The following is a 24,050-nucleotide window of genomic DNA, read 5'->3' as shown; positions in this document are numbered from 1 at the left end:
CGCACCCGTACACCTCACCACTGAGGTGCCCCCACTGTGGGCTGATCCACCGTCCCCGGAGCGGATCGCCTCCATCGCTTCACCCGTAATGCCGGTTTCGTCCCGCAATGCCAACCTTGTCCCGTGACTCCCTGGCTACGCGCGACGGTACTGGCGATCCTGGTGGGCGCGAGCGCGGCCACCCTGCCGCAGGCCGGCCGGGCATACGGCGCCGAGCCGCCGCCGCACCTCGCGGCAAGCGCGCCCGACCGACGGGCGGCACACGCCGTGCCCCCTGCTGGACCACTGCGCGGGACGGCGGGCACGCCGGCCTCCGCCACCCGGTCGCCGGGCTCGGTACCGGCCCACGAGACGCTGCCGGAGGCCGCACGGCCGTACCCCACCGGGCTCCCGCCGCACACCGCCCCGGGCAGGTCGGCCTCCCCCTCCCGCACCCTGTCGGGCCCTGTGCCGACTCGCGGTCCGCGGCACCCCGCCGCCCGGTCCGCCGTCCCCTCGGGGCCCTCGCGCGGTCACGGCCCGGAGCGCGCCTCACCCTCGGCCTCCCTCGCGCCCTCCCCCTCGGCCGCCACCCCCTCCCGTGCCGGAAGCCGCGCGGGTGAGGGGCGGGAGCGGCCGGGGCGGCGGGAGGACCCGGTGGCGGAGGACGCGGACAGCGACGGTACGGACTCCGGCGGGACCGACTCCGGTGACGATGACTTCACCGCCGTGCCGGAGCCGCCCCCGCAGAGCGCCGCGGCGCGACCGTCACACGTCGCGGCGCGGCCCGTGGCCGGGTCCAAGGTGTTCATCCTGCCGCTCGGCACCGGACTGGTGCTGGTCGGACTCGGGCTCGGACTCGGCCTGTTCGCGCTCCGGCTGCGCCGCGGGTAGGGCCCGTACCCGAACGCCTACTGCGTGACCAGCAGGACCTTGCCGATGTGGCCGCTCTCCTCGACGACCCGGTGCGCGGCGGCCGCGTCGCTCATCGGGAGCTCGCGGTCGACGACCGGACGGATGTGCCCGGCGTCCAGCAGGGGCCACACATGCTCGCGTACGGCCGCCACGATCGCCGTCTTCTCGGCCGGCGGCCGCGCCCGCAGCGAGGTCGCGCTGATCGCGGCCCGCTTGCCCAGCAGCGTGGCGATGTTGAGCTCGCCCTTGACGCCGCCCTGCATGCCGATGATCGCGAGCCGTCCGTTGACGGCCAGGGCGTTGACGTTGCGGTCGAGGTACTTCGCGCCCATGTTGTCGAGGATGACGTCGGCGCCCGCCCCCTCGGTGGCCTTCCTGACCTCCTCGACGAAGTCCTGTTCCCGGTAGTTGATCAGGACGTCCGCGCCGAGCTCGGCGCAGCGGTCCAGCTTCTCCGGCGTGCCCGCGGTCACCGCGACCTTGGCGCCGACGGCCTTGGCGAGCTGGATGGCCATCGTGCCGATGCCGCTGGAGCCCCCGTGCACCAGCAGGGTCTCGCCGGGGCGCAGGTGGGCGACCATGAAGACGTTCGACCAGACCGTGCAGACCACCTCGGGCAGCGCGGCCGCCCGCGTCAGATCGACGCCCTTGGGCACGGGCAGCAGCTGCCCGGCCGGCACTGCGACCTTCTCGGCGTATCCGCCGCCCGCGAGCAGCGCGCAGACCTCGTCGCCGACGGACCAGCCGGAGACCCCGGGGCCGATCGCCGCGATCCGCCCGGAGCACTCCAGGCCGGGGTAGGGGGAGGCGCCGGGCGGGGGGTTGTAGAAGCCCTGCCGTTGCAGGATGTCGGCGCGGTTGACGGCCCCGGCCACCACCTCGACCAGTACCTCGCCCTCGCCGGCCACGGCATCCGGCACCTCGCTCCAGACCAGCGCCTCGGGTCCACCGGGTTCGGGAATCGTGATCGCATACATGGGCCCGACGCTACTCCCCGCCCCGGAACCCCAGGTGGCGCCCGGTCCCGAAAAATCTTCGTGCACGACCGATGAATTCGCGCGACGGCAAAGGTCTCCCCATGCGTAGCCCAAGCACGCGGAAGGAACCCCGCCCATGAGCGAGCACACGTCCTCCCTGGCGATCGAGACCGCGGGCCTCGTGAAGACGTTCGGCGACACCAGGGCCGTCGACGGGGTCGACCTCGCCGTACCGGCCGGCACGGTCTACGGCCTCCTCGGCCCCAACGGCGCCGGCAAGACCACCACGGTGAGGATGCTCGCCACCCTCCTGCGCCCCGACGCCGGCGAGGCGCACGTCTTCGGCCACGACGTCGTCCGCGAGGCCGACGAGGTCCGCGGCCGGGTCAGCCTCACCGGCCAGTACGCCTCCGTCGACGAGGACCTCACCGGCGCCGAGAACCTGATCCTGCTGGGCCGTCTCCTCGGCCACCACAAGAAGGCGGCACGCGAGCGCGCCGGGCAGCTCCTGGAGGCATTCGGTCTCGCGGAGGCGGCCGCAAAGCAGGTCAAGCACTACTCCGGCGGCATGCGGCGCCGTATCGACATCGCCGCGTCCATCCTCAACACACCCGAACTGCTCTTCCTCGACGAGCCCACCACCGGCCTCGACCCGCGCAGCCGCAACCAGGTCTGGGACATCGTGCGCGCGGTCGTCGCCCAGGGCACCACCGTGCTGCTGACCACGCAGTATCTGGACGAGGCCGACCAGCTGGCCGCCCGCATCGCCGTCATCGACCACGGCCGGGTGATCGCCGAGGGCACCAAGGGCGAGCTGAAGGCCTCCGTGGGCGCCGGCACCGTACATCTGCGCCTGCGGGACGGCGGGCAGCGGCCCGAGGCGGCGGAGATCCTACGACGGTCCCTGGACGCGCGGGTGCAGCTGGAACCGGACTCGGTGGCGCTGACGGCCCGGCTCGCTTCGGCGGCCGGCGACACGGCCGCCGAACAGGCCTCCCGCGCCCTGGCGGAACTGGCCCGCACCGGCATCACGGTCGACAACTTCTCGCTCGGCCAGCCCAGCCTGGACGAGGTGTTCCTCGCCCTCACCGGACACGACACGCACGACGACCGCGACCACCGCGACTCCCACGACTCCGGCGACTCCGGCGACTCCGGCGACTCCGGCGACTCCGGCGACTCCGGCGACTCCGGCGACTCCGGCGACGACAAGGACGAGGTGGCGGCATGAGCACCACGACACAGACCGAGGCCCAGGACCTCGCCCCCGTCAGCGCCGAGTCGCTGGCCGCGCTTTTGGTCGCCGGGGAGCGGCCGCCGCGCCCGAGCGCGCTGTCGGCCTCGCTGACCTTCGGCTGGCGGGCGATCCTCAAGATCAAGCACGTGCCGGAGCAGCTCTTCGACGTCACCGCGTTCCCGATCATGATGGTGCTGATGTACACGTACCTGTTCGGGGGCGCCCTGGCCGGGTCCCCGGAGGAGTACATCCAGTTCCTGCTGCCGGGCATCCTGGTGATGTCGGTCGTGATGATCACGATGTACACCGGCGTCTCGGTCAACACCGACATCGCGAAGGGCGTCTTCGACCGCTTCCGCTCGCTGCCCATCTGGCGGCCGTCGACGATGGTCGGTTATCTGCTCGGCGACGCCCTGCGCTACACCATCGCGTCCGTCGTGATGCTCACCGTCGGCGTGATCCTCGGCTACCGCCCGGACGGCGGGGTCGTGGGAGTGGTCGCCGGGATCGCGCTGCTGGTCGTCTTCTCGTTCGCGTTCTCGTGGATCTGGACGATGTTCGGACTGCTGCTGCGGACCGAGAAGTCGGTGATGGGCGTCAGCATGATGGTGATCTTCCCGCTGACCTTCCTGTCCAACGTCTTCGTCGACCCGAGGACCATGCCGGGCTGGCTCCAGGCCTTCGTCAACAACAGCCCGATCACCCATCTGTCCTCGGCCGTGCGCGAGCTGATGGCAGGCGACTGGCCCGTCGACGAGATCGCCTGGTCGCTGGGGTGGGCCGGCCTGTTCGTCGCGGTCTTCGGACCGGTCACCATGCGGCTCTACAACCGCAAGTGATCACGTCGAAGGCATCGGGGGCAGCGGGCGGGCGTCGGGTGCCACCTGGCTGCCCGGCGACGCCCGCACGATCGTGATCAGCCGGTCCGTCAGCTCCAGCGTCCCGACGGCCGGATCGTCGTATCCGAGCACCCGGTGCCCGCGCAGCACGCTCACCACCAGGTCGTCCGTCTCCCGCGGCTTCCTGCCCACCTCGGCCTTTATGACGGGCCTTTCGATAATGTCGAGCCCGCTGCCCTGCTGGATGAGGTCCTCCATCACCATGCCGGCGGCGGGGCTCAGCACCGACAGACCGAGCAGCCGGCCGGCCGCGCTGGCGCTGGTGATGACCGCGTCCGCGCCGGACTGCTTGAGCAGTGGCGCGTTCTCCTCCTCGCGCACCGCGGCCACGATCTTGGCGGCCTTGTTGAGCTGCCGGGCCGTCAGCGTCACCAGGACGGCGGTGTCGTCGCGCTGGGTGGCGATGATGATCTTCCGGGCCCTGTGCACCTCGGCCCGCTTCAGCACCTCGCTGCGCGTGGCGTCCCCGATGACCCCCGCAAAGCCCTCGGCGGTCGCGGCGTCGATCACCTTGCTGCTGGGGTCGACCACGACGACCTGCTCCTTCTTCAGACCCGTCGCACACACGGTCTGGATCGCCGAACGGCCCTTGGTACCGAAGCCGACGACGACGGTGTGGTCGCGCAAGGTGGACCTCCAGCGGTTGAGTCGCCACTCCTCGCGGGTGCGCTCGGTGAGGACCTCCAGCGTGGTGCCGACCAGGATGATCAGAAACAGCACACGCAGGGGCGTGATGACGAAGATGTTGGTGAGCCGGGCGGCATCACTGACCGGGGTGATGTCGCCGTACCCGGTGGTGGAGAGGGTGACGGTCGCGTAGTACCAGGCGTCGAGGAAGTCGACGGACTGGTCCGAGTTGTCGTTGTAGCCCTCACGGTCGACGTAGACGATCAGCGCGGTCGCCGTGAGGACCAGCAGGGCCATCAGCACCCGCTTGGCGACCTGGCGGAAGGGGTGCTCCACGATCTTGCGCGGGAGCTTCACCTTGTGGGTCACGAGATGCTCGTCCGCCTGGCGGGCGATCGCGTCATGGCCCGGAAGTTTCACGTGAAACACACCCCGATTCCGGCGGACGCCCAGGGCAGATCGAGCAGTTCGGCCTCCTGCCCCGGCCGGGCGCCCCCGGGCGGTACGACGGCGAGGGCATCGGCGGCAGCGATCCCCCGCAGCATGGCCGGGCCGTTGTAGTGCAGCGGGACCGCGCTGTCACCGCGCAGGACGACCGGGACGAGCCGGGTGTCGTACGGGTGACCGTGGGCCTCGTTGCTCAGGGGCAGTGTGTACGGCTCCGGGGCCGGCCGGGCGGCCAGGGTGCGCAGCAGCGGTTCGGCGAGCGTGAGCAAGCCGGAGACGGCGGCGAGGGGGTTGCCCGGCAGGCCGACGAGGTGCTGGTTCTCCTTGGTGCGGGCCAGCAGCATGGGGTGGCCGGGCCTCACCTTGACCCCGTCGACCAGGAGTTCGGCGCCGATGCGGGCCAGGATCGGGTGGACGTGGTCGACAGGTCCTGCCGCGGTGCCGCCCGTCGTGACGATCACGTCGGCATCGGAGCCGGAGACCGCCTTGCGCAGGGCCTCGGCGGAGTCACCGAGCCGGCGTACGGCGGTGACCTCGGCGCCGAGCGCGCGCAGCCAGGGCGGAAGCATCGGCCCGAGCGCGTCCCGGATCAGGCCGTCCCGAGGAGTCCCCTCGGTGAGCAACTCGTCGCCGAGGACGAGGACTTCGACGCGGGGGCGGGGGACAGCGGTGAGGGTGTCGTATCCGGCGGCCGCGGCGAGGCCGAGGACGGCCGGGGTCACGAGGGTGCCGGGCGGCAGGAGCTGGTCACCGCTGCGGCACTCCTGTCCGCGCGGGCGGATGTCCTGGCCGTGCACGACCTCCCGGGTGGCGTGCAGCCGGCCCTTCTCGTCGGTCTGCCCGTGCTCGCTGCGCAGGACGGCGGTGGCGTCCGGGGGAACGCGCGCGCCGGTGGCGATTCGGGCCGCCTCCCCGTCGGTGAGGGGCGCGGACTCGGCGTGCCCGGCCAGCACACCCTCGTCCCGTACGACCCAGGGGCCAGGCCCCGCGACCGCCCAGCCGTCCATGGCCGAGGTGTCGAAGGAGGGGAGGTCGGTGAGGGCGTCGAGAGGGACGGCCAGGGTGAGGCCGAGGGCGTCCTCAAGTCGTACGGAGACGGGGGCGCGGCGGGCGCTGCGGGTGACCGCGCGGGCGGCCCGGGCGGCGGTGGCGCGGGCCTCCGGCCAGGGGGTCGCCCGGTGGTGTGCGTCCGGCCTGGCTGCCGGGCCGGAGCCCTGGGCCGGGGACGCCGGGGTGCGATGACCCCCGGTGGGCGCGCTGCCGTTGTCTTCTCTCACCAGGGCCAGCGAATCCTCGACGTCGAGATCGTCGGCGTCTTCGACGGGGCCGGTGGGGTCGCCGGTGCGCACGGACCGGGCCGTCATCCGGCGTCCGGGCGGGTGCCGGAGGTCCCGTCGGGCGCGGCCGTGGAGTCCCCGTCGGCCTCCTCCGCCCAGCGCACGGCCAGGGCAGCGGCCTTGCGGGACGCCTCGGCGACCGCCTCGGGGCCGCCGCCCGCCTGCGCGGCGGCATAGCCGACGAGGAAGGTGGTCAGCGGTGCCGCCGGCCTGGCCACGCCGTGCGCGGCGTCACGGGCCAGGTCGAGCAGCACGCCGGTGTCGACGTCGAGGTCGATACCCAGCTCGTCCTTGACTGCGGAAATCCATTCATCCAACACGTGCCCATGCTCCCTGATGCGTGCCCTGGCGGAGGCGATGTCGTCCCAGGTGTCGCAGTCGAAGGACGCGACGGGGCCGGGGACGCGGGTGAGGTCGAGGACGGCGGTCAGTCGGCGCAGCGGAAGGCCGGTGAGAGCGCCGTGCTCCTTGGTGAGTGCGGCGAGTTCAATGCGCAGCGAGGGCGTGCGGTACGCCGCCACGAGCGGCTGGTCGCGGCCGTCGGCGTCGGTGAGCAGCACGCCGTCGGCGCCGCCCGTGCGCAGGACGGTCACCAGCAGTCGCGCGGTGCTCTCCTGGAGGAAGGGCAGGTCGGCGGAGAGCACCAGGACATGCCGCGCCGTGATGTGCCGCAGACCGGCGTCCAGGGCGGCCAGCGGGCCACCGCCGGGCGGGTCCTCGCGGGCCCAGGTCACCGGCCGGGCAGTGGGGCGGGGGTCGGCGACGACGACGGTGGTGCCCGCGTCGGCGCAGGCGGCGAGGACCCGGTCGAGCAGCGCACGTCCGCCCACCCGCACGCCCGGCTTGTCCGCGCCGCCGAGCCGCCGGGCGGCGCCCCCCGCGAGCACGACCACGTCGTACAGGGGGTCGGCGCCCGGGACACGCGAGGGCTCGTACGAGGTCACCCCCTGAGTATGCGTGCCCCAGCGATCACAGGGAACGTGCGGCGCCGCCGGGATCGATCGTGGGGTGCGGGTGCCGACGGGCGATCGTGGTGTGCGGTGTCGACGGGCGATCTCGGTGTGCGGGTGCGGCGCCGCGGCCGTGGTGTGCCGGTGCGGCGCCGCGATCGCCGTGTGCGGGTGGTGCGCCGCGATCGCCGTGTGCGGGTGGTGCGGTCACAGGGTGCGCAGGAGGACCGCCGGCTGTTCCACGCAGTCCGCCACATACCGCAGGAAGCCGCCCGCGGTTCCGCCGTCGCACACCCGGTGGTCGAAGGTGAGCGAGAGCTGGACGACCTGGCGCACCGCCAGCTCACCCTCGTGCACCCATGGCTTGGGAATGATGCGGCCGACGCCGAGCATGGCCGCCTCGGGGTGGTTGATGATCGGCGTGGAGCCGTCGACCCCGAACACGCCGTAGTTGTTCAACGTGAAGGTGCCGCCCGTGAGTTCGGCGGGGGTGAGGGTGCCGGTGCGGGCCGCCTCGGTCAGCCGGGTGAACTCCGCGGACAGCGACTCGGCGTCCCGCGCGTGCGCGTCCTTCACGACCGGGACGACCAGTCCCCGCTCGGTCTGCGCGGCGAACCCCAGATGCACGGCGTCCAGCTGCACGATCTCCCTGGCCGCCGTGTCCACGGTGGAGTTGAGCTCGGGGAAGCGGGCGAGGGCGGCGGTGCAGATCCGGGCGAGCAGCGCGAGCAGGGAGATCTTGGTTCCGCCGGCCGCGTTCATCGCGGCACGCGCGCGCATGAGTTCCGTCGCGTCGGCGTCCACCCAGCAGGTGGCGTCGGGAATCTCGCTCCGGCTGCGGGACAGCTTGTCGGCGACCGCGCCCCGGACGCCCTTGAGGGGGATACGAGTTCCTGTGGCGGGTGTCGCCGGCGATGCCGGGACTGCCGGCGGGGTTTCCGGAGTGAGCTCAGGTGCCGGTGCCGGTGCCGGTGCCGGTGCCGGTGCCGGGCGCGCGGGTGAGGCGGCGGCACGCAGGGCGTACTCGACGTCGGCCCGCAGGATCAGTCCGTCGGGGCCGGAGCCGGTGAGTTCCCTGAGGTCGAGGCCGTTCTCGCGGGCGAGGCGGCGGACCAGCGGGGAGATCACGGGAACGGGCCCCTCGACCACCTCGGCAGGTGCCGACCGGCCGTTGACCGGCACCGGAACCTGCTGCTCCCGCCGCACCCTGCGCCTGCGCGCGGGTGCCTCCGAGGTGCCGTACCCGACAAGGACGTTCCCCGAGCCCTCGGTGTGCGCTTCGGGGTCGGAGGCCGGCGCCCCCACCGCCACCGTGATGAGCGGTGAGCCCACCGGCAGTTCACTGCCCTCCTCACCGAAGCGGGCCGTGACGACACCGGCGTAGGGGCAGGGGACGTCGACCATCGCCTTGGCCGTCTCGACCTCGACGACCGGCTGGTCGACCGCGACCACGTCGCCGACCTCCACCAGCCAGCGGACGATCTCCGCCTCGGTCAGGCCCTCGCCGAGATCCGGCAGCCTGAACTCCAGCACCTGCGCCATCAGCTCTCCGCCTCCCACTGAAGACGCCCGACGGCGTCCAGGATCCGGTCCACGCCGGGCAGGTGATGACGCTCCAGCATCGGCGGCGGATACGGGATGTCGAACCCGGCCACGCGCAGCACCGGCGCCTCCAGATGGTGGAAGCAGCGCTCCGTGACCCGGGCCGCGATCTCCCCGCCCGGTCCGCCGAACCCGCCCGACTCGTGCACGACGACCGCACGTCCGGTCCGCCGTACCGAGGCGGAGACCGTGTCGTCGTCGAACGGCACCAGTGAGCGCAGGTCGACGACTTCGAGGTCCCACCCCTCCTCCCGCGCGGCCTCGGCGGCTTCGAGGCACACGGGTACGGACGGCCCGTACGTGATGAGTGTGGCGCTCCGGCCGGGGCGCCGCACCACCGCGCGGCCTATCGGTTCAACGGTCTGCGGATCGTCCGGGTTCCAGGAGTCCTTCGACCAGTACAGCCGCTTGGGCTCCAGGACGACCACGGGGTCGTCGGACGCGATGGCGGCGCGCAGCAGTCCGTAGGCGTCGGCGACGGTCGCGGGCGTGATGACATGGAGCCCCGGAGTCGCCATGTAGTAGGCCTCGGAGGAGTCGCTGTGGTGCTCGACGCCGCCGATGCCGCCGCCGTAGGGGACACGGATGGTGATCGGGAGCGGCATCGCCCCGCGCGTGCGGTTGCGCATCTTCGCCACATGGCTGATCAGCTGTTCGAACGCCGGGTAGGCGAAGGCGTCGAACTGCATCTCCACGACCGGCCGCAGTCCGTACATCGCCATGCCGACGGCCGTGCCGAGGATGCCCGCCTCGGCGAGCGGGGTGTCCGTGCAGCGGTCCTCGCCGAACTCCTTGGCCAGTCCGTCGGTGATCCGGAAGACACCGCCGAGGGTGCCGACGTCCTCGCCCATGACGTGCACGGTGGGGTCGGCCGCCATCGCGTCGCGCAGCGCGCGCGTGAGGGCCTGCGCCATGGTGGCCGGCTTGAGGGCGACGGTGGTCATCGGTGCGTACCCCCGTGAGAGTCGTGCTCGGCTTCGAGCTCGGCGCGCAACTGGGCCTGCTGCTCGCGCAGTTGCGGGGTGGGCTCGGCGTAGACGTGGGCGAACAGGTCCATGGGGTCGAGGACCGGGTCCTGGTTCATGCGCTCGCGCAGGGAGGCGGCGAACTCCTCGGCGTCCTGGCGTACGGCCTCGATGCCGGCCTCGTCGATCAGGCCGCGCTCGGTCAGTTCGTGCTCCAGGAGGGCGATCGGGTCGTGTCCGCGCCAGGTCTCGACCTCGGCGTCGCCGCGGTAACGGGTCGCGTCGTCGGCGTTGGTGTGAGCGTCCACGCGGTAGGTGATCGCCTCCACCAGCGTGGGGCCGCCGCCCGCGCGAGCGTGGCGTACGGCGGCGCTGAGGACCTCGTGCACGGCGGCCGCGTCGTTGCCGTCGACCAGACGCCCGGGTATGCCGTAGCCGACGGCCTTGTGGGCCAGCGAGGGGGCCGCGGTCTGCTTGGCGAGCGGGACGGAGATCGCGAAGCCGTTGTTCTGGACCAGGAAGACGACCGGGGCCTGCCAGACGGCGGCGAAGTTCAGTGCTTCGTGGAAGTCGCCCTCGCTGGTGCCGCCGTCGCCGACCATGGCGAGGGCGACCACGTCGTCGCCCTTGAGACGGGCGGCGTGCGCGAGGCCGACGGCGTGCGGGAGCTGGGTGGCGAGGGGGGTGCACAGGGGGGCCACGCGGTGCTCGCGCGGGTCGTAGCCGGTGTGCCAGTCACCGCGCAGGAGGGTCAGCGCCTGGACGGGGTCCAGGCCGCGGGCGACGGCGGCGAGGGTGTCGCGGTAGCTGGGGAAGAGCCAGTCGCGGTCCTGGAGGGCCAGGGCGGCGGCGACCTCGCAGGCCTCCTGGCCGGTGCTGGAGGGGTACACGGCGAGGCGGCCCTGCTTGGTGAGGGCGGTGGCCTGCGTGTTGTAACGCCGGCCGCGCACCAGCTCGGCGTACAGCCGGCGCAGCAGGGCCGGGTCGGCCTGCGCGGCCGCTTCGGTGCCGAGGACGCGATGGGGTTCCGCGTCGGGCAGCAGGGGCGCGGGGTCCGTGCGGGGCTGCCAGGCGGGCGGCGGCGACGGCCGATACGCGCCACGCTGCTCCATGACCGTCATGACGGCACCTCCTCGTGGGAGCGGCTGGTGGCGCACCACGGATGTGAGGCGCCTCACCTACCGATTGTTCGGTCGTCGGCACATTTTGGCTACCGGCCCCCTCAGGCTGTGGACAAACGGTTCTCCACAGCCTCCAATGAACGCAGGACGTCCATGGCAGGGAGGCGGGGGGACATGGCACCTGAACAAATGGCCGAAGGCTCGGAGGGCGGCGCCCCCCTTCCACCCCCGCGTCCGCTCGACGCCGTCGATCAGGACATCCTCCAGATGCTCCAGGCGGACGGCCGCGCGTCGATAAGGTCGGTCGCCGAACGGGTGCACGTCTCGCGCGCCAACGCCTACGCGCGCATCAACCGTCTCGTCGAGGACGGCGTCATCCGTGGCTTCGGCGCCCGTGTCAACCACGAGCGCGCGGGCCAGGGCACCTCGGCGTACATCACCCTGAAGATCGTCCAGAACTCGTGGCGCACGGTCCGCGAACAGCTCAGACAGCTGCCCGGGGCTTCGCACATCGCGCTGGTGGGCGGTGATTTCGACGTGCTGCTTCTTGTGCACACCCCGGACAACAGATCCCTGCGCGAACTGGTCCTCACCCGCCTGCAGGCCATCCCGGAGGTCCTCAGCACGCGCACCCTCCTGGTCTTCGAGGAGGAGGACCTGGAGCCGCAGGGCTGAGTTCAGGACGCCTTGCGCAGGCCCCCGAAAATCAACTGGGCCACCGCGTCCGCCACTTCGCGTTCGTTCATGCCCCGGCCGTCCGGGCGGTACCACTCCACGATGGAGTTGATCATTCCGAAGACCAGGCGGGTCGCGAGGCGGACCTCCACGTCACCGCGTACGTCACCGTCCGCGGCCGCCGCCTTCAGGAGCTCGGCGACCCGGTGGTCGAAGTCGCGGCGGCGCTCCAGGGCCCACCGCTCGGTGTCCGTGTTGCCCCGCACCCGCAGCAGCAGGGTCACGTACGGCAGCTCGGCGATCAGCACCTCCACCATGCGCCGCACGACGTACTCCAGGCGGCCGGAGGCACGCCCCACGCGCGCGTGCTCCTCGTCGAGGATCCCGAAAAGGCCGTCCAGGGCCCGGCTGACGGCCCTGCGCAGGAGCTCCTCCTTGCCGGACACATGGTGGTAGATCGACGACTTGGAGATGCCCGCCGCCTTGGAGAGGTGCTCCATGGACGTGCCGTCGTAGCCGCGCTCGTTGAAGACCTGGACGGCGACGGACAGCAGCGTCTCCGGGGTGTACGTGTCGCGCTTGGCGGTCGTCATGAGGTGCTGCCCTCCCGCTTGTCGGAGGCGTACGCGTGCCGGTACAGCGCGAGCGAGGGCGCGTACCGGCCGGACGGGTCGCGCAGGTGCAGGTCGTCGAGGAGGGCGTAGGCCCAGTTGCGGCCGAGCCTGCGGCTCCACTCGAAGGGGCCGAGCGGGTAGTTCACCCCGAGCCGCATCGCGGTGTCGATGTCCTCCTTGGTGGCCACGCCCTTGGCGACGGCGTCGTGCGCCAGGTCGACGATCCGGGCGACCGTACGGGCGACGATCATGCCGGGCACGTCCCCGATGACGCTGACGTCCTTGCCGAGCGCCTGGAAGAGCCCGACGGCCTCGCCGAGCGTCTGCTGCGAGATGTCCTGGGAGGCGGACAGCGCGATGCGCGTGGCCCTGCGGTAGTCGAGCGCGAGGTCGAAGTACACGACGTCCCGGAACTCCACCGAGGTCTGCCCGTCGGCGAGCGCGAGCTGCCCGCCGCTCGGCAGGACCAGACGGGTGCCGTGGTCCTCCTCGTCGTCACGGACCTGGATGCCCGCCTCGCGGATCAGCGCGAGCAGTTCGGACGCGGGGCCCAGATCGCCCTCGGCGACGACGTACGCGGGCGGCTGGGCCCGCTCCGCGGTGTGCGGCTCGTCGCGCTCGGCGCCCTCGGTGTAGTCGTACCAGCCCTGCCCGCTCTTGCGGCCGAGCCGGCCCGACTCGACCAGGCGCTGCTGGGCCAGCGAGGGTGTGAAGCGCACGTCCTGGAAGAAGGCGCGCCACACGGAGTGCGTCACGGACTCGTTCACGTCCTGGCCGATCAGGTCGGTCAGTTCGAACGCGCCCATCTTGAATCCGCCGCACTCGCGCAGGACCGCGTCGATGGTGGCGGGCTCGGCGCCCTGGGCCTCGTAGACCGCGAACGCCTCGGCGTAGAAGGGCCGCGCGATGCGGTTGACGATGAAGCCCGGGGTGTCGGCGCAGGCGACCGGCGCCTTGCCCCACGCGCGTGCCGTCTCGTACGCGCGCGTGGCCGACGAGACGTCGGTGGCGAACCCGGAGACGACCTCGACCAGCGGCAGCAGCGGCGCGGGGTTGAAGAAGTGCAGACCCACGAAGCGCCCCGGGTGGCGCAGGGCACCGGCGATGGCGGTCACCGACAGGGAGGAGGTGTTGGTGGCGAGCAGACAGTCCTCGCCGACGACGTCCTCCAGCTCCCTGAAGAGCTGCTGCTTGACGTCCAGCCGCTCCAGGACGGCCTCGACGACCAGGGTGCAGTCCGCTAGGTCGGTGAGGTGCTCGGCGGCCACGAGGCGGGCGCGCGCGGCGTCCCGGTCGGCGGCCGTGAGCCGGTCCTTCTCGACGAGCCGGTCCAGCCGGGCGCCGATCGCGTCGGCGGCCTCCCGGGCACGGCCGGGGGCGGCGTCGTAGAGCCGCACGAGGTGCCCGGCGACCAGCGCGACCTGGGCGATGCCCTGGCCCATGGTGCCGGTGCCGACGACGGCAACGGGGCTGCTGAGGTCGAGTCCTGTCATGTGCGCGATCCTCCCGCACGGGGTTTTCCACAGATGCGGCGGACCCCCTTGTCCCGACCGATCGTTCGGTTACTCTAACTCTGACCGACTGTTCCTGCCCATATTTCTGCCCAGGTCATGAGCTCGACGAAGAGTTCGAAAGACGAGGAGTTGGTCCCGCATGGCCGCCGAACTTTCCGCCCACCAGCTGATCGCCGCGCACCGGCCCACCCTCGACCAGGCGCTCGAAGCGATCCGCACCCGCGCGTACTGGTCCCCGCACCCGGAGCACCCCAAGGCCTACGGCGAGCACGGCAGCCTGGACATGGCGGCCGGCAAGGCCGCCTTCGACGCCCTCCTGGGCACCCGCCTCGACCTCGGCCAGCCCGGCACGGACGGCTTCGTGGGCGGCGAGGTCTCGCCGTACGGCATCGAGCTGGGCGTCGAGTACCCGCACGCGGACGTGGACGTGCTGCTGCCCGCGATGAAGGCGGGCCAGAAGGCGTGGCGGGACGCGGGCGCGGAGATCCGCGCGGTGGTCTGTCTGGAGATCCTCAAGCGGATCAGCGACCGCACCCACGAGTTCGCGCACGCGGTCATGCACACCAGCGGCCAGGCGTTCATGATGGCGTTCCAGGCGGGCGGCCCGCACGCGCAGGACCGCGGCCTGGAGGCGGTGGCGTACGCGTACGTGGAGCAGGTCCGCACCCCCGACACCGCGGAGTGGACCAAGCCGCAGGGCAAGCGCGACCCGCTCGCGCTCACCAAGCAGTTCACGCCGGTCCCGCGCGGGATCGGCCTGGTCATCGGCTGCAACACCTTCCCGACGTGGAACGGCTATCCGGGCCTGTTCGCCTCCCTGGCCACCGGCAACGCGGTCCTGGTGAAGCCGCACCCGCGCGCGGTGCTGCCGCTGGCGCTCACGGTCCAGGTGGCGCGGGGCGTCCTGGGCGAGGCCGGCTTCGACCCGAACCTGGTGGCGCTCGCCGCCGAGCGCCCCGGTGAGGGCATCGCGAAGACGCTGGCCACGCGCCCCGAGATCCGGATCATCGACTACACCGGCTCGACGGAGTTCGGCGACTGGCTGGAGGCGAACGCCCGCCAGGCGCAGGTCTACACGGAGAAGGCCGGCGTCAACTCGGTGCTCGTGGAGTCGGCCGGCGACTACAAGGGGATGCTCTCCAACCTGGCCTTCTCCCTGTCCCTGTACAGCGGCCAGATGTGCACGACCCCGCAGAACCTGCTGATCCCCCGGGACGGCATCCGCACCGACGAGGGCCCCAAGACCTTCGACGAGGTGGTCTCCGACATCGCCCGCGCGGTCGACGGCCTCCTCGGTGACGACGCACGCGCGAACGCGCTGCTGGGCGCGATCGTCAACCCGGACGTGAAGGCGCGTCTGGAGGCCGCGGCGGGGCTGGGTGAAGTCGCCCTGGCCTCGCGGGAGATCGCCAATGCGGAGTTCCCGGGCGCGGTCGTGCGCACACCCGTCGTCGTCAAGCTGGACGGCGCCAAGCCGGACGACGAGGCCGCCTACATGAGTGAGTGCTTCGGGCCCGTGTCCTTCGCCGTCGCGGTCGACTCGGCGGCCGACGCGGTGGAGCTGCTGCGCCGCACGATCCGCGAGAAGGGCGCGATGACGGTCGGCGCGTACACCACCGACGAGGAGGTCGAGCAGGCCGTCCAGGAGGTCTGTCTGGAGGAGGCGGCACAGTTGTCGCTGAACCTCGTCGGCGGGGTGTACGTCAACCAGACGGCCGCGTTCTCCGACTTCCACGGCTCGGGGGGCAACCCGGCGGCCAACTCCGCGCTGTGCGACGGGGCGTTCGTCGCCAACCGGTTCCGGGTGGTCGAGGTGCGCCGGGAGGCCTAGGAGCCGCCGAGACTCCAGTGGTAGAGGGTCATCGCCACACTGGTCGCCAGGTTGTAGCTGGAGACCTGGGGGCGCATCGGAAGAGCGACCAGGTGGTCGGCACGCGCGCGCAGCTCGGGCGACAGCCCGCTGCGCTCCGAGCCGAAGGCCAGGACGGCGTCGTCCGGGAGCTTCACGCCCCGGATGTCGTCGCCCTCCGGGTCCAGGGCGAACACCGGGCCGGGCGGCAGCTCGGCGACCGTCAGGCGCTCCACCGCGGTCGCGAAGTGCAGGCCCGCCCCACCGCGGACGACGGTCGGATGCCAGGGGTCGAGCGTGCCCGTGGTGACCACACCGGTCGCCCCGAAACCCGCCGCCAGCCGGATCACGGCCCCGGCGTTGCCGAGGTTGCGCGGATTGTCGAGGACCACCACGGGGGCGGTACGGGGTGTCTGCGCCAGCTTCTCGAGATGGGCGGCCCGGGACGGCCGTACGGCCAGGGCCGCGACCGCCGTGGGATGCGGACGCGGCACGAGGGACGCGTACGCCGACTCCGGGACCTGTGCCAGCAGCGCGTCCAGGGTGTCGCGTACATCCGGCGCCAGCTCTTCGGCCAGGGCGAGCGCGGCGCCCCGGTCGACGGCGACCGCCACCGGGATTTCCGCCCCGAAGCGCACGGCGTGCTTGAGGGCGTGGAAGCCGTCGAGCAGCACGGAGGTGTCGGCGAGCCGGTGCCACAGGCTCACAGGATCGGGACCGGTCATGCGGGGAAGCCTACGTGGCGGTGATCGGGGTTCTCGGGGTCGCCGGGGTCGGGGGTGCCGGGGCCGGAGTTACCAGGACCAGGGTGGGGGTCACCGGGGCCGGCGAGGCTGCCGGGGCCGGGGTGCTCGGTCATCGCGGGCCCCGGCACCTTCGGCGCGCCTGTCCGGGGACCGCGTTCCCCCTCGAAGTCATGTCGTCCTGAGGGATTGCGTTCCCCGGACAGCCCCGCGCCCAGGCCGCCCCCGCCTCGCAACCGTGTCCACAGCCGTCCACGCGCGCGTGCGGACATCTCGCCGAGTCGCCGGAGGAACGACGTCGGCAGGAAGACCGAGTCGGCGGCGATCATCGCCAGCGAGAAGAACGGCAGTCCGAGGACGACCGCGATCACCGCGTGCTCGGTGATCATCGCGGCCAGCAGGACGTTCTTGACCCGCCGGTTGAACAGCGTGAACGGGAAGGCCACCTGCACGGCGACCGTCCCGTACGTCACCAGCATCACCATCACGCCGTTCGCCGACAGCAGGTCGGCCAGGGCGGGCCACGGCGAGAAGGACTCCAGGTGGAGGGGGTAGTAGACGGCGGTGCCGTCCTGCCAGCGGGATCCCTGGATCTTGTACCAGCCCGCCGTCGCGTAGATGAGACAGGCCTCGGCCATGATCACGAGCAGGGCGCCGTTGTGGACGATGTCGGCGACGACGTCGAGCATGATCCGCGACTGCCCGGACCGGGTGAACCGCCCGACCGCCCACCACAGCGCCTGCGCCAGCCACAGGGACCACAGGAGCGCCGGGACGAACGGGTCGCCGTTCAGCCTGTCCAGGAAGGCCGCCGACACCAGCACCAGCCCGAGGACACCCCACAGGGCCGGGCCGACGCGGTCCACGACGTGCTCTCCACGCGCGTGTGCCTCCCGCGTGCGCCGGGCCCGCCGCTCGTCCAGCGACCAGACCTGGCCGCAGCGCGTGAAGACGAGGTAGACGCACATCAGATGCAGGACGTTGTCGCCGCCGTCGCCCATGAAGATGCTGCGGTTCTGGAGCGAGAGCACGCCGACCATGAACAGCACGGACATCGCGCGGGTGCGCCAGCCGAGCAGCAGCAGCAGGCTCGACACAGCGGCGAGCACATAGACCGTCTCGAACCAGAACTGACCGTCCGACCACAGCAGGGCCGTGAACGCGCCGTTGATCGAGATCAGCTGGTCGGCGAGGTTCCAGCTCCACGGACCGTCCGGGCCGTACAACTCCTGGCGGTGCGGGAACTCGCGCAGCAGGAACAGCAGCCAGGTCGCGCTGAAACCGATACGGATCATCGCGGTCTGGTAGGGGCCGAGGGCGGCCCCGGTGACGCGGGCGATGCCGGTGGACACCGCCAGGGCGAATCGGTTCACCGGGCGCTCCCCTCGGTGTCGTCCGCCGTGACGGCCCACCAGGGCAGCTCGCGGTAGGCCGGCTGCACCGACACCCTCTCCTCGCTCCACTCGGGCGGGGGCACGTTGGAGGTCCTGGAACGGACCTGGACGCTCACGAGGACGTCGCCCCGCGCGGTCGCGTGGTCGCGCTCCAGACGCAGCACCACGATGCGGCGGAGATAGGTCTCGGACAGAGTGCCGCGCACGCCGACCGGGCGGTTGTCGGCGTCGTGCGTGGCGACGAAGAGGTCCCAGGAGCGGCGCAGCTCGTTCTGCTGCGTGTGGCTGGGCAGCGGATTGCCGTCGATGGCCCGGCCGTCCTGGGCGGACAGGTCGTACCAGCCCGTCGTACGGCTGCCACCGTCGGCGGTCCGTATCCGGGCCCGGACCTGCACCGCGATGTTCTGCTGGAGGGGGTTCGGCGCGAAGAGCTTCCAGTTCTGCTCGAACTCCGGGTAGACCCAGTCGTCGACCGCCCTGCCGTGCTGCTTGGTCATCGTGTTCGGCGGCGCGACGTGCAGGAACACCATCCCGATGTGCACACAGACGGCGACGGCCACGACGGCGAGCGCCAGGGCGACCCCGATCTGATAGCGGAGGGAGAGGGCGGCCACGCCGGTACGGGGGCCGGGATCGTGATGGGGAGCGGGATCGCGGTGGGGGGCGGTGCCGGGGGACGGGGCGGCCGGGCGTATCGCGGCGAGGTCGGCGGGGCGGGTATCGGTGGGGCGGGTGCGAGCGGCCTCGGCGTTCGCGTCGTGCGGGGCCGACCGCGCGTCGGCGGGCTCACGATCCGGCGCGGGGTCCGCCGCTTCCCGCGCCTCGGTGGACGCGTCCGGCTCACCTGGACGTCGCGGACCCTCCGGACCGCCGGGACCATCGGGCCCCTCCGGCCCCTCCGGCCGCTCCGGCTCAGGGGCACCGCCCGGCTCGCTCGCGGCGCCCGGTCCTCGCCGGGCGTCCGAGCCTCCGTCGTACGCGTCCATTCCGCCCCGTTCCCGATTCCGGTCCGTCCACCGCCACCCGGCGGAGGGGGCGGCGGCGCCCGGTGTCGGCGCCCGCACCCGCCTCGCCGCGGTGGCTCGCACGGCACGGTACTCAGGCCCGGCCGCCGCGCACAGCCCCTGCCGACCGGCCCCGCCGTGGCCGTTCTCACTCCGGTCCGGGTTTTCCACAGGCTGTCCGTGGGTTTTCCACAGCGGTTGACACCTTACGGCGCCCGGCACACCATGGAATCGCACGAACCGAACGATCGGTCGGGAGCAGGTTCCGGCGGAGCCCAGGTCGAGGGGGCCTCATGGCGACAGCAGCCGCGCATCAGATGGCGAGCACACAGGCGTACGGCGCTCAGGGCGCCGTCGGCGAGACCACCGCGTACCAGAGCGTCTTCGACGCCGCGGTGGCCGCCGACGAGCGGATCGAGCCGCGCGACTGGATGCCCGACGCCTACCGCGCGACCCTGGTCCGCCAGATCGCGCAGCACGCCCACTCCGAGATCATCGGCATGCAGCCGGAGGCGAACTGGATCACGCGCGCGCCCTCCCTGCGCCGCAAGGCCATCCTGATGGCCAAGGTCCAGGACGAGGCGGGGCACGGCCTCTACCTGTACAGCGCCGCGGAAACCCTCGGCACCGGCCGCGACGAGCTCCTCGACAAGCTCCACTCCGGCCGCCAGAAGTACTCCTCGATCTTCAACTACCCGACCCTGACCTGGGCGGACGTCGGCGCGATCGGATGGCTGGTGGACGGCGCCGCGATCACCAACCAGGTCCCGCTGTGCCGCTGCTCCTACGGTCCGTACGCGCGCGCGATGGTCCGTATCTGCAAGGAGGAGTCCTTCCACCAGCGCCAGGGCTACGAACTGCTGCTGGCCCTGAGCAACGGCACACCCGAGCAGCACGCGATGGCCCAGGACGCGGTGGACCGCTGGTGGTGGCCGTCCCTGATGATGTTCGGCCCGCCCGACGACGAGTCCGCGCACTCCGCGCAGTCGATGGCCTGGAAGATCAAGCGCCATTCCAACGACGAGCTGCGCCAGCGTTTCGTCGACATCTGCGTCCCCCAGGCCGAGTCCCTGGGCCTCACGCTCCCCGACCCGGACCTGCGGTGGAACGAGGAGCGGGGGCACCACGACTTCGGCCCGATCGACTGGACGGAGTTCCGGGAGGTCCTGAAGGGCAACGGCCCGTGCAACGAACAGCGCATCACCCAGCGCCGACGGGCGCACGACGAGGGCGCCTGGGTGCGGGAGGCGGCCGCGGCCTACGCGGCGAAGCACACGGCGGCACAGCACACCGGCGAGACAGGAGCGACGCGCGCATGACGAACACCGACTGGCCCCTGTGGGAGGTCTTCGTGCGCTCGCGCCGCGGCCTCTCCCACACCCACGCCGGCAGCCTGCACGCCCCGGACGCCGAGCTCGCCCTGCGCAACGCCCGCGACCTGTACACCCGGCGCGGCGAGGGCGTCTCCATCTGGGTCGTGCCCTCGTCCGCGATCACGGCCTCCTCGCCCGACGAGAAGGACCCGTTCTTCGAACCGGCCGCCGACAAGCCGTACCGGCACCCGACCTTCTACGAGATCCCGGAGGGGGTGAAGCACCTGTGACCGCGCCCGAGGCAACGGCTGCTCACGCGCCCGCCCCGATTCCCACGGCGGCCGCCCTGGCCCTGGGCGACGACGCCCTGGTGCTCTCGCACCGGCTCGGCGAGTGGGCGGGCCACGCCCCCGTCCTGGAGGAGGAGGTCGCCCTCGCCAACATCGCCCTCGACCTGCTCGGCCAGGCCCGGCTGCTGCTGTCCATGGCCGGCGACGAGGACGAACTGGCGTACCTGCGCGATGAGCGCGCCTTCCGCAACCTCCAGCTGGTGGAGCAGCCCAACGGCGACTTCGCCCACACCATCGTCCGCCAGCTCTACTTCTCCACCTACCAGCACCTGCTCTACGCCGAACTGGCAGCGGGCGGCGGCCCGTTCGCCCCGCTGGCCGCCAAAGCCGTCAAGGAGGTCGCCTACCACCGCGACCACGCCGAGCAGTGGACCCTGCGGCTCGGCGACGGCACCGAGGAGAGCCGCACCCGGACGCTGCGGGCGTGCGAGGCGCTGTGGCGGTTCACCGGCGAGATGTTCCAGCCGGTGGAGGGAGTCGATGTCGACCGGGAGCGCATGGAGACCGCCTGGCTCGCGTCCGTGGGGGACGTCCTGCGCCGGGCCACCCTGAGCGTCCCCGAAGGAGCGCGCACGGGCGCGTGGGCCGCCGGGGCGGGACGGCAGGGCCTGCACACCGAGTCCTTCGGGCGGATGCTCGCCGAGATGCAGCACCTGCACCGCAGTCACCCGGGGGCGTCATGGTGACGCTCACCCCGCTGGAGACCGAGCTGTTCGCGCTCGCCGGTTCGGTGCCCGACCCCGAACTGCCCGTGCTCACCCTGCGCGAGCTGGGCGTGCTGCGCGCGGTTCATGTCCGGGACGCGGACTCCGTCGAGGTCGAACTGACGCCCACGTACACCGGCTGCCCGGCGATCGAGGCTATGTCCGTGGACATAGAGCGGGTGCTGCACGAACACGGCGTGCAGGAGGTCACTGTCCGCACCGTGCTCGCGCCCGCCTGGTCGACCGACGACATCACGGCCGAAGGGCGCCGCAAACTGCGGGAGTTCGGCATAGCGCCACCCCGAGCCGTGGCGGCATCCGGGCCGGTCGCGGTCGGTCTCGGGCCGACGCGGACACTCGACGCCCCGGTCGAAGCCGTCCGCTGCCCGCACTGCGGTTCCGCGGACACCGAACTGCTCAGCCGGTTCTCCTCCACCGCCTGCAAGGCGCTGCGACGGTGCCTGGACTGCCGTGAACCGTTCGACCACTTCAAGGAGTTGTGATGGCCCGCTTCCACCCGCTCCCGGTGGCCGCGGTCGACCGGCCCACCGACGACTCCGTGGCCCTGACCCTCACCGTGCCGCCAGAGCTGCGCGAGGAGTTCCGGCACGCCGCGGGCCAGCATCTCGCCCTGCGCCGCACGGCCGACGGCAAGGAGATTCGCCGGACCTACTCGATCTGCTCCCCGGCACCCGACGGAGAGGGACCACGCGAGCTGCGGGTCGGGGTGCGGCTGGTGGAGGGCGGCGCCTTCTCGACCTACGCGCTCAAGGAGATCAACGTCGGTGACGAGCTGGAGGTGATGACGCCGGCGGGCCGGTTCACCCTCGACCCGGCGCCCGGTCTGTACGCGGCGATCGTCGGCGGTAGTGGCATCACCCCGGTGCTGTCGATCGTGGCCACGCTGCTGGCGCGCGAGCCTGCGGCCCGGTTCTGTCTGATCCGCAGCGACCGTACCTCCGCCTCGACGATGTTCCTGGAGGAGGTCGCCGACCTGAAGGACCGCCATCCCGAGCGGTTCCAGCTGGTCACGGTGCTCTCCCGGGAGGAGCAGCAGGCGGGGCTGCCGTCCGGGCGGCTCGACCGGGAGCGGCTGACCGGGCTGCTGCCGGCGCTGCTGCCGGTGGACCGGGTGGCGGGATGGTTCCTGTGCGGACCGTTCGGACTGGTGCAGGGTGCGGAGAAGGCCTTGCGGGAGCTGGGGGTCGCCCGTACCCGGATCCACGAGGAGATCTTCCATGTGGACGCGGCGGCCCCCGCTCCGAAGGTCCCCGCGCCCGCGCACAGCACGGTGACCGCCCGGCTCGACGGACGCGGCGGCAGCTGGCCCGTCCAGGACGGGGAGTCGCTGCTGGAGACGGTGCTGCGCAACCGATCCGACGCGCCCTACGCCTGCAAGGGCGGGGTGTGCGGGACCTGCCGGGCCTTCCTGGTCTCCGGCGAGGTGCGCATGGACCGCAACTTCGCGCTGGAGCCGGAGGAGACGCAGGCGGGCTATGTGCTGGCGTGCCAGTCGCATCCGGTGACGGAGAAGGTGGAGCTGGACTTCGACAGGTAGGCCGGCAGGAGCCCGTTCCCTTCTTCTAGAACCTGTTCTATCTTGACGGACCGTCAGATCAGCTGAGCCGAGCTGCCGACCCGTCGGAAGGACAGAAACCGTGGACTTCACCTTCAGCGAGGAGCAGCAGGCGGCGGCGGAAGCGGCGCGGGGGGTGTTCGCCGACGTCGCGCCGGACGCGGTGCCCTCTCCTGCGCTGACCACGGGTGCCGTGGCCGACGAGTTCGACCGCGCGCTGTGGGCCAGGCTCGCCGACGCGGACCTGCTGAGCCTGCTGCTGGCGCAGGAGTACGGCGGGGCCGGCCTGGACGCGGTCGCGCTGTGCCTGGTGCTGCGTGAGTCGGCGAAGGTGCTGGCGCGGGTGCCACTGCTGGAGAGCAGCGCGGCCATGGCGGCGGTACAGGCTTACGCCGGGCCGGAGTTGAAGGGCGATCTGCTGGAGCGGGCCGGGCGCGGGGAGGTCGTGCTGACCGTCGCCGCGAGCGGCCGCACCGGGCACGACCCCGCCGAACTCGCCGTCACCGCACGGCAGGAGGAGGGGGAGGGTGCCGACTGGATCCTGGACGGGGTGCAGACCGCGGTGCCGTGGGCGTACGACGCGGACTTCGTCGTCGTACCGGCGCACACGGCCGCGGGCCGGACCGTCCTCGCGCTGGTGGCCCGGGTCCGTGACGGGGTCGCGCTCGGCGAGCAGTTCTCCACCAGCGGGGAGCGGTTGGGCGAGCTGCGGCTGGAGTCGGTGCGCATCGCCGCGCGGGACGTGATCGACGTCGAGGGGGCGTGGGAGTGGCTGCGGGACCTGCTGACCACGGGAACCTGTGCGCTGGCGCTCGGGCTGGGTGAGCGGGTGCTGCGGATGAGCAGTGAATACACCAGCAAGCGGGAGCAGTTCGGGTTCCCGGTCGCCACCTTCCAGGCCGTCGCCGTGCAGGCCGCCGACCGTTATATCGACCTGCGCGCGATGGAGGTCACGCTGTGGCAGGCGGCGTGGCGGACCGCCACGGGAGCGCGGGGAGCGCTGCCGGTCGCGGGGGATGTCGCCGTGGCGAAGATCTGGGCATCGGAGGGGGTACGGCGGGTGGTGCAGACGGCACAGCATCTGCACGGCGGGTTCGGCGCCGACATCGACTACCCCCTGCACCGGTACCACGCGTGGGCCAAGCATCTGGAGCTGTCGCTCGGTCCGGCGGCGGCGCACGAGGAGGCGTTGGGGGATCTGCTGGCGGCGCATCCCCTGGGGTGAGGCGAAACCGCGGGGCCCTTGATCGGCGACTGA

The 24,050-nt window shown here is 72.3% G+C and carries 23 protein-coding genes; 11 read left to right on the top strand and 12 right to left on the bottom strand.

Annotation, left to right across the window (positions count from 1 at the left end):
- Positions 1 to 123 precede the first annotated feature (123 nt).
- Positions 124 to 873 (top strand): hypothetical protein, encoded by a 750-nt coding sequence (locus ABZT02_RS26955; RefSeq protein WP_356021601.1) that lies wholly within the window; start codon positions 124 to 126, stop codon positions 871 to 873.
- A 17-nt stretch (positions 874 to 890) separates the two neighbouring features.
- On the opposite strand, the gene ABZT02_RS26950 is transcribed toward ABZT02_RS26955, so the two are convergent.
- Positions 891 to 1,871: an NAD(P)H-quinone oxidoreductase gene (locus tag ABZT02_RS26950; protein WP_356021599.1), complete on the bottom strand. Its 981-nt coding sequence runs from the start codon at positions 1,869 to 1,871 to the stop codon at positions 891 to 893.
- 136 nt (positions 1,872 to 2,007) lie between these two features.
- On the opposite strand from ABZT02_RS26950, the gene ABZT02_RS26945 reads away from it, so the two are divergent.
- Both ABZT02_RS26945 and ABZT02_RS26940 read left to right on the top strand, forming a co-directional pair.
- Complete coding sequence (locus tag ABZT02_RS26945; RefSeq protein ID WP_356021596.1) at positions 2,008 to 3,102, top strand: ATP-binding cassette domain-containing protein; 1,095 nt, start codon at positions 2,008 to 2,010, stop codon at positions 3,100 to 3,102.
- Entirely contained in the window at positions 3,099 to 3,947 is an 849-nt protein-coding gene (locus ABZT02_RS26940) for an ABC transporter permease (protein ID WP_356021594.1), read from the top strand. The genes ABZT02_RS26945 and ABZT02_RS26940 overlap by 4 nt, the downstream gene beginning before the upstream one ends.
- Here the strand turns inward: ABZT02_RS26940 and ABZT02_RS26935 are convergent, their stop codons facing one another.
- The 6 genes from ABZT02_RS26935 to pdhA form a co-directional block, all read right to left on the bottom strand.
- Positions 3,948 to 5,063 (bottom strand): potassium channel family protein, encoded by a 1,116-nt coding sequence (locus ABZT02_RS26935; RefSeq protein ID WP_356021591.1) that lies wholly within the window; start codon positions 5,061 to 5,063, stop codon positions 3,948 to 3,950.
- Positions 5,051 to 6,445: a molybdopterin molybdotransferase MoeA gene (locus tag ABZT02_RS26930; protein WP_356021589.1), complete on the bottom strand. Its 1,395-nt coding sequence runs from the start codon at positions 6,443 to 6,445 to the stop codon at positions 5,051 to 5,053. Before ABZT02_RS26930 ends, ABZT02_RS26935 begins: the two co-directional genes overlap by 13 nt.
- Complete coding sequence (locus ABZT02_RS26925) at positions 6,442 to 7,362, bottom strand: NTP transferase domain-containing protein (protein WP_356021587.1); 921 nt, start codon at positions 7,360 to 7,362, stop codon at positions 6,442 to 6,444. Before ABZT02_RS26925 ends, ABZT02_RS26930 begins: the two co-directional genes overlap by 4 nt.
- A 213-nt stretch (positions 7,363 to 7,575) precedes the next feature.
- The gene (locus ABZT02_RS26920) at positions 7,576 to 8,910 is read right to left on the bottom strand and encodes a dihydrolipoamide acetyltransferase family protein (protein WP_356021585.1); all 1,335 of its coding nucleotides are present in this window, start codon (positions 8,908 to 8,910) and stop codon (positions 7,576 to 7,578) included.
- Complete coding sequence (locus ABZT02_RS26915; RefSeq protein WP_356021583.1) at positions 8,910 to 9,914, bottom strand: alpha-ketoacid dehydrogenase subunit beta; 1,005 nt, start codon at positions 9,912 to 9,914, stop codon at positions 8,910 to 8,912. Before ABZT02_RS26915 ends, ABZT02_RS26920 begins: the two co-directional genes overlap by 1 nt.
- Positions 9,911 to 11,056 (bottom strand): pyruvate dehydrogenase (acetyl-transferring) E1 component subunit alpha, encoded by a 1,146-nt coding sequence (gene pdhA, locus ABZT02_RS26910; protein ID WP_356021581.1) that lies wholly within the window; start codon positions 11,054 to 11,056, stop codon positions 9,911 to 9,913. The genes ABZT02_RS26915 and pdhA overlap by 4 nt, the downstream gene beginning before the upstream one ends.
- Positions 11,057 to 11,245: 189 nt before the next feature.
- On the opposite strand from pdhA, the gene ABZT02_RS26905 reads away from it, so the two are divergent.
- On the top strand, positions 11,246 to 11,731 hold the full coding sequence (locus tag ABZT02_RS26905) for an Lrp/AsnC family transcriptional regulator (RefSeq protein WP_356021679.1): 486 nt from the start codon (positions 11,246 to 11,248) through the stop codon (positions 11,729 to 11,731).
- A 2-nt stretch (positions 11,732 to 11,733) separates the two neighbouring features.
- Here ABZT02_RS26905 and ABZT02_RS26900 read toward each other — a convergent pair whose 3' ends face one another.
- Both ABZT02_RS26900 and ABZT02_RS26895 read right to left on the bottom strand, forming a co-directional pair.
- Complete coding sequence (locus ABZT02_RS26900; protein WP_356021579.1) at positions 11,734 to 12,324, bottom strand: TetR/AcrR family transcriptional regulator; 591 nt, start codon at positions 12,322 to 12,324, stop codon at positions 11,734 to 11,736.
- Positions 12,321 to 13,838 carry a 3-hydroxyacyl-CoA dehydrogenase gene (locus ABZT02_RS26895; RefSeq protein WP_356021577.1) on the bottom strand — a complete coding sequence of 506 codons (1,518 nt, stop codon included), beginning with the start codon at positions 13,836 to 13,838 and terminating at the stop codon, positions 12,321 to 12,323. Before ABZT02_RS26895 ends, ABZT02_RS26900 begins: the two co-directional genes overlap by 4 nt.
- Positions 13,839 to 13,998: 160 nt before the next feature.
- On the opposite strand from ABZT02_RS26895, the gene paaN reads away from it, so the two are divergent.
- The gene (gene paaN, locus ABZT02_RS26890) at positions 13,999 to 15,690 is read left to right on the top strand and encodes a phenylacetic acid degradation protein PaaN (RefSeq protein ID WP_356021575.1); all 1,692 of its coding nucleotides are present in this window, start codon (positions 13,999 to 14,001) and stop codon (positions 15,688 to 15,690) included.
- On the opposite strand, the gene ABZT02_RS26885 is transcribed toward paaN, so the two are convergent.
- From ABZT02_RS26885 to ABZT02_RS26875, 3 genes are read right to left on the bottom strand one after another with little or no spacing between them, the layout of a single operon-like run.
- Positions 15,687 to 16,433 (bottom strand): TrmH family RNA methyltransferase, encoded by a 747-nt coding sequence (locus tag ABZT02_RS26885; protein WP_356021573.1) that lies wholly within the window; start codon positions 16,431 to 16,433, stop codon positions 15,687 to 15,689. The two genes, paaN and ABZT02_RS26885, sit on opposite strands and share 4 nt — an antisense overlap.
- Positions 16,430 to 17,824 carry an HTTM domain-containing protein gene (locus ABZT02_RS26880; protein WP_356021571.1) on the bottom strand — a complete coding sequence of 465 codons (1,395 nt, stop codon included), beginning with the start codon at positions 17,822 to 17,824 and terminating at the stop codon, positions 16,430 to 16,432. Before ABZT02_RS26880 ends, ABZT02_RS26885 begins: the two co-directional genes overlap by 4 nt.
- The gene (locus ABZT02_RS26875) at positions 17,821 to 18,831 is read right to left on the bottom strand and encodes a DUF5819 family protein (RefSeq protein ID WP_356021569.1); all 1,011 of its coding nucleotides are present in this window, start codon (positions 18,829 to 18,831) and stop codon (positions 17,821 to 17,823) included. The genes ABZT02_RS26880 and ABZT02_RS26875 overlap by 4 nt, the downstream gene beginning before the upstream one ends.
- Before the next feature lie 311 nt (positions 18,832 to 19,142).
- Between ABZT02_RS26875 and paaA the strand changes: the two genes are divergently transcribed.
- From paaA to ABZT02_RS26845, 6 genes are all read left to right on the top strand, one after another.
- Positions 19,143 to 20,168 (top strand): 1,2-phenylacetyl-CoA epoxidase subunit PaaA, encoded by a 1,026-nt coding sequence (paaA, locus tag ABZT02_RS26870; protein ID WP_356021567.1) that lies wholly within the window; start codon positions 19,143 to 19,145, stop codon positions 20,166 to 20,168.
- Entirely contained in the window at positions 20,165 to 20,452 is a 288-nt protein-coding gene (paaB, locus tag ABZT02_RS26865) for a 1,2-phenylacetyl-CoA epoxidase subunit PaaB (RefSeq protein WP_073944895.1), read from the top strand. The genes paaA and paaB overlap by 4 nt, the downstream gene beginning before the upstream one ends.
- Positions 20,449 to 21,198, top strand: a complete 750-nt coding sequence (paaC, locus tag ABZT02_RS26860) for a 1,2-phenylacetyl-CoA epoxidase subunit PaaC (protein ID WP_356021564.1) — start codon at positions 20,449 to 20,451, stop codon at positions 21,196 to 21,198. Before paaB ends, paaC begins: the two co-directional genes overlap by 4 nt.
- Positions 21,192 to 21,719, top strand: a complete 528-nt coding sequence (gene paaD, locus ABZT02_RS26855; protein ID WP_356021562.1) for a 1,2-phenylacetyl-CoA epoxidase subunit PaaD — start codon at positions 21,192 to 21,194, stop codon at positions 21,717 to 21,719. Before paaC ends, paaD begins: the two co-directional genes overlap by 7 nt.
- Positions 21,719 to 22,774, top strand: a complete 1,056-nt coding sequence (locus ABZT02_RS26850) for a 2Fe-2S iron-sulfur cluster-binding protein (RefSeq protein ID WP_356021560.1) — start codon at positions 21,719 to 21,721, stop codon at positions 22,772 to 22,774. Before paaD ends, ABZT02_RS26850 begins: the two co-directional genes overlap by 1 nt.
- 100 nt (positions 22,775 to 22,874) lie before the next feature.
- A complete protein-coding gene (locus ABZT02_RS26845; protein WP_356021558.1) occupies positions 22,875 to 24,017 on the top strand; it encodes an acyl-CoA dehydrogenase family protein in 1,143 nt (380 codons plus the stop codon).
- Positions 24,018 to 24,050 lie beyond the last annotated feature (33 nt).

Source organism: Streptomyces sp. NPDC005402, assembly GCF_040606575.1.
GTDB lineage: Bacteria > Actinomycetota > Actinomycetes > Streptomycetales > Streptomycetaceae > Streptomyces.
This window is presented reverse-complemented; position numbering and strand designations above follow the sequence as displayed.

Coding starts and splice junctions, on each gene's coding strand:
- ABZT02_RS26950 (WP_356021599.1), bottom strand. CDS start 1,871: ATGTATGCGATCACGATTCCCGAACCCGGTGGACCCGAGGCGCTGGTC.
- ABZT02_RS26945 (WP_356021596.1), top strand. CDS start 2,008: ATGAGCGAGCACACGTCCTCCCTGGCGATCGAGACCGCGGGCCTCGTG.
- ABZT02_RS26940 (WP_356021594.1), top strand. CDS start 3,099: ATGAGCACCACGACACAGACCGAGGCCCAGGACCTCGCCCCCGTCAGC.
- ABZT02_RS26930 (WP_356021589.1), bottom strand. CDS start 6,445: ATGACGGCCCGGTCCGTGCGCACCGGCGACCCCACCGGCCCCGTCGAA.
- ABZT02_RS26920 (WP_356021585.1), bottom strand. CDS start 8,910: ATGGCGCAGGTGCTGGAGTTCAGGCTGCCGGATCTCGGCGAGGGCCTG.
- ABZT02_RS26915 (WP_356021583.1), bottom strand. CDS start 9,914: ATGACCACCGTCGCCCTCAAGCCGGCCACCATGGCGCAGGCCCTCACG.
- pdhA (WP_356021581.1), bottom strand. CDS start 11,056: ATGACGGTCATGGAGCAGCGTGGCGCGTATCGGCCGTCGCCGCCGCCC.
- ABZT02_RS26905 (WP_356021679.1), top strand. CDS start 11,246: ATGGCCGAAGGCTCGGAGGGCGGCGCCCCCCTTCCACCCCCGCGTCCG.
- ABZT02_RS26900 (WP_356021579.1), bottom strand. CDS start 12,324: ATGACGACCGCCAAGCGCGACACGTACACCCCGGAGACGCTGCTGTCC.
- ABZT02_RS26895 (WP_356021577.1), bottom strand. CDS start 13,838: ATGACAGGACTCGACCTCAGCAGCCCCGTTGCCGTCGTCGGCACCGGC.
- paaN (WP_356021575.1), top strand. CDS start 13,999: ATGGCCGCCGAACTTTCCGCCCACCAGCTGATCGCCGCGCACCGGCCC.
- ABZT02_RS26885 (WP_356021573.1), bottom strand. CDS start 16,433: ATGACCGGTCCCGATCCTGTGAGCCTGTGGCACCGGCTCGCCGACACC.
- ABZT02_RS26875 (WP_356021569.1), bottom strand. CDS start 18,831: ATGGACGCGTACGACGGAGGCTCGGACGCCCGGCGAGGACCGGGCGCC.
- paaA (WP_356021567.1), top strand. CDS start 19,143: ATGGCGACAGCAGCCGCGCATCAGATGGCGAGCACACAGGCGTACGGC.
- paaB (WP_073944895.1), top strand. CDS start 20,165: ATGACGAACACCGACTGGCCCCTGTGGGAGGTCTTCGTGCGCTCGCGC.
- paaD (WP_356021562.1), top strand. CDS start 21,192: ATGGTGACGCTCACCCCGCTGGAGACCGAGCTGTTCGCGCTCGCCGGT.
- ABZT02_RS26850 (WP_356021560.1), top strand. CDS start 21,719: ATGGCCCGCTTCCACCCGCTCCCGGTGGCCGCGGTCGACCGGCCCACC.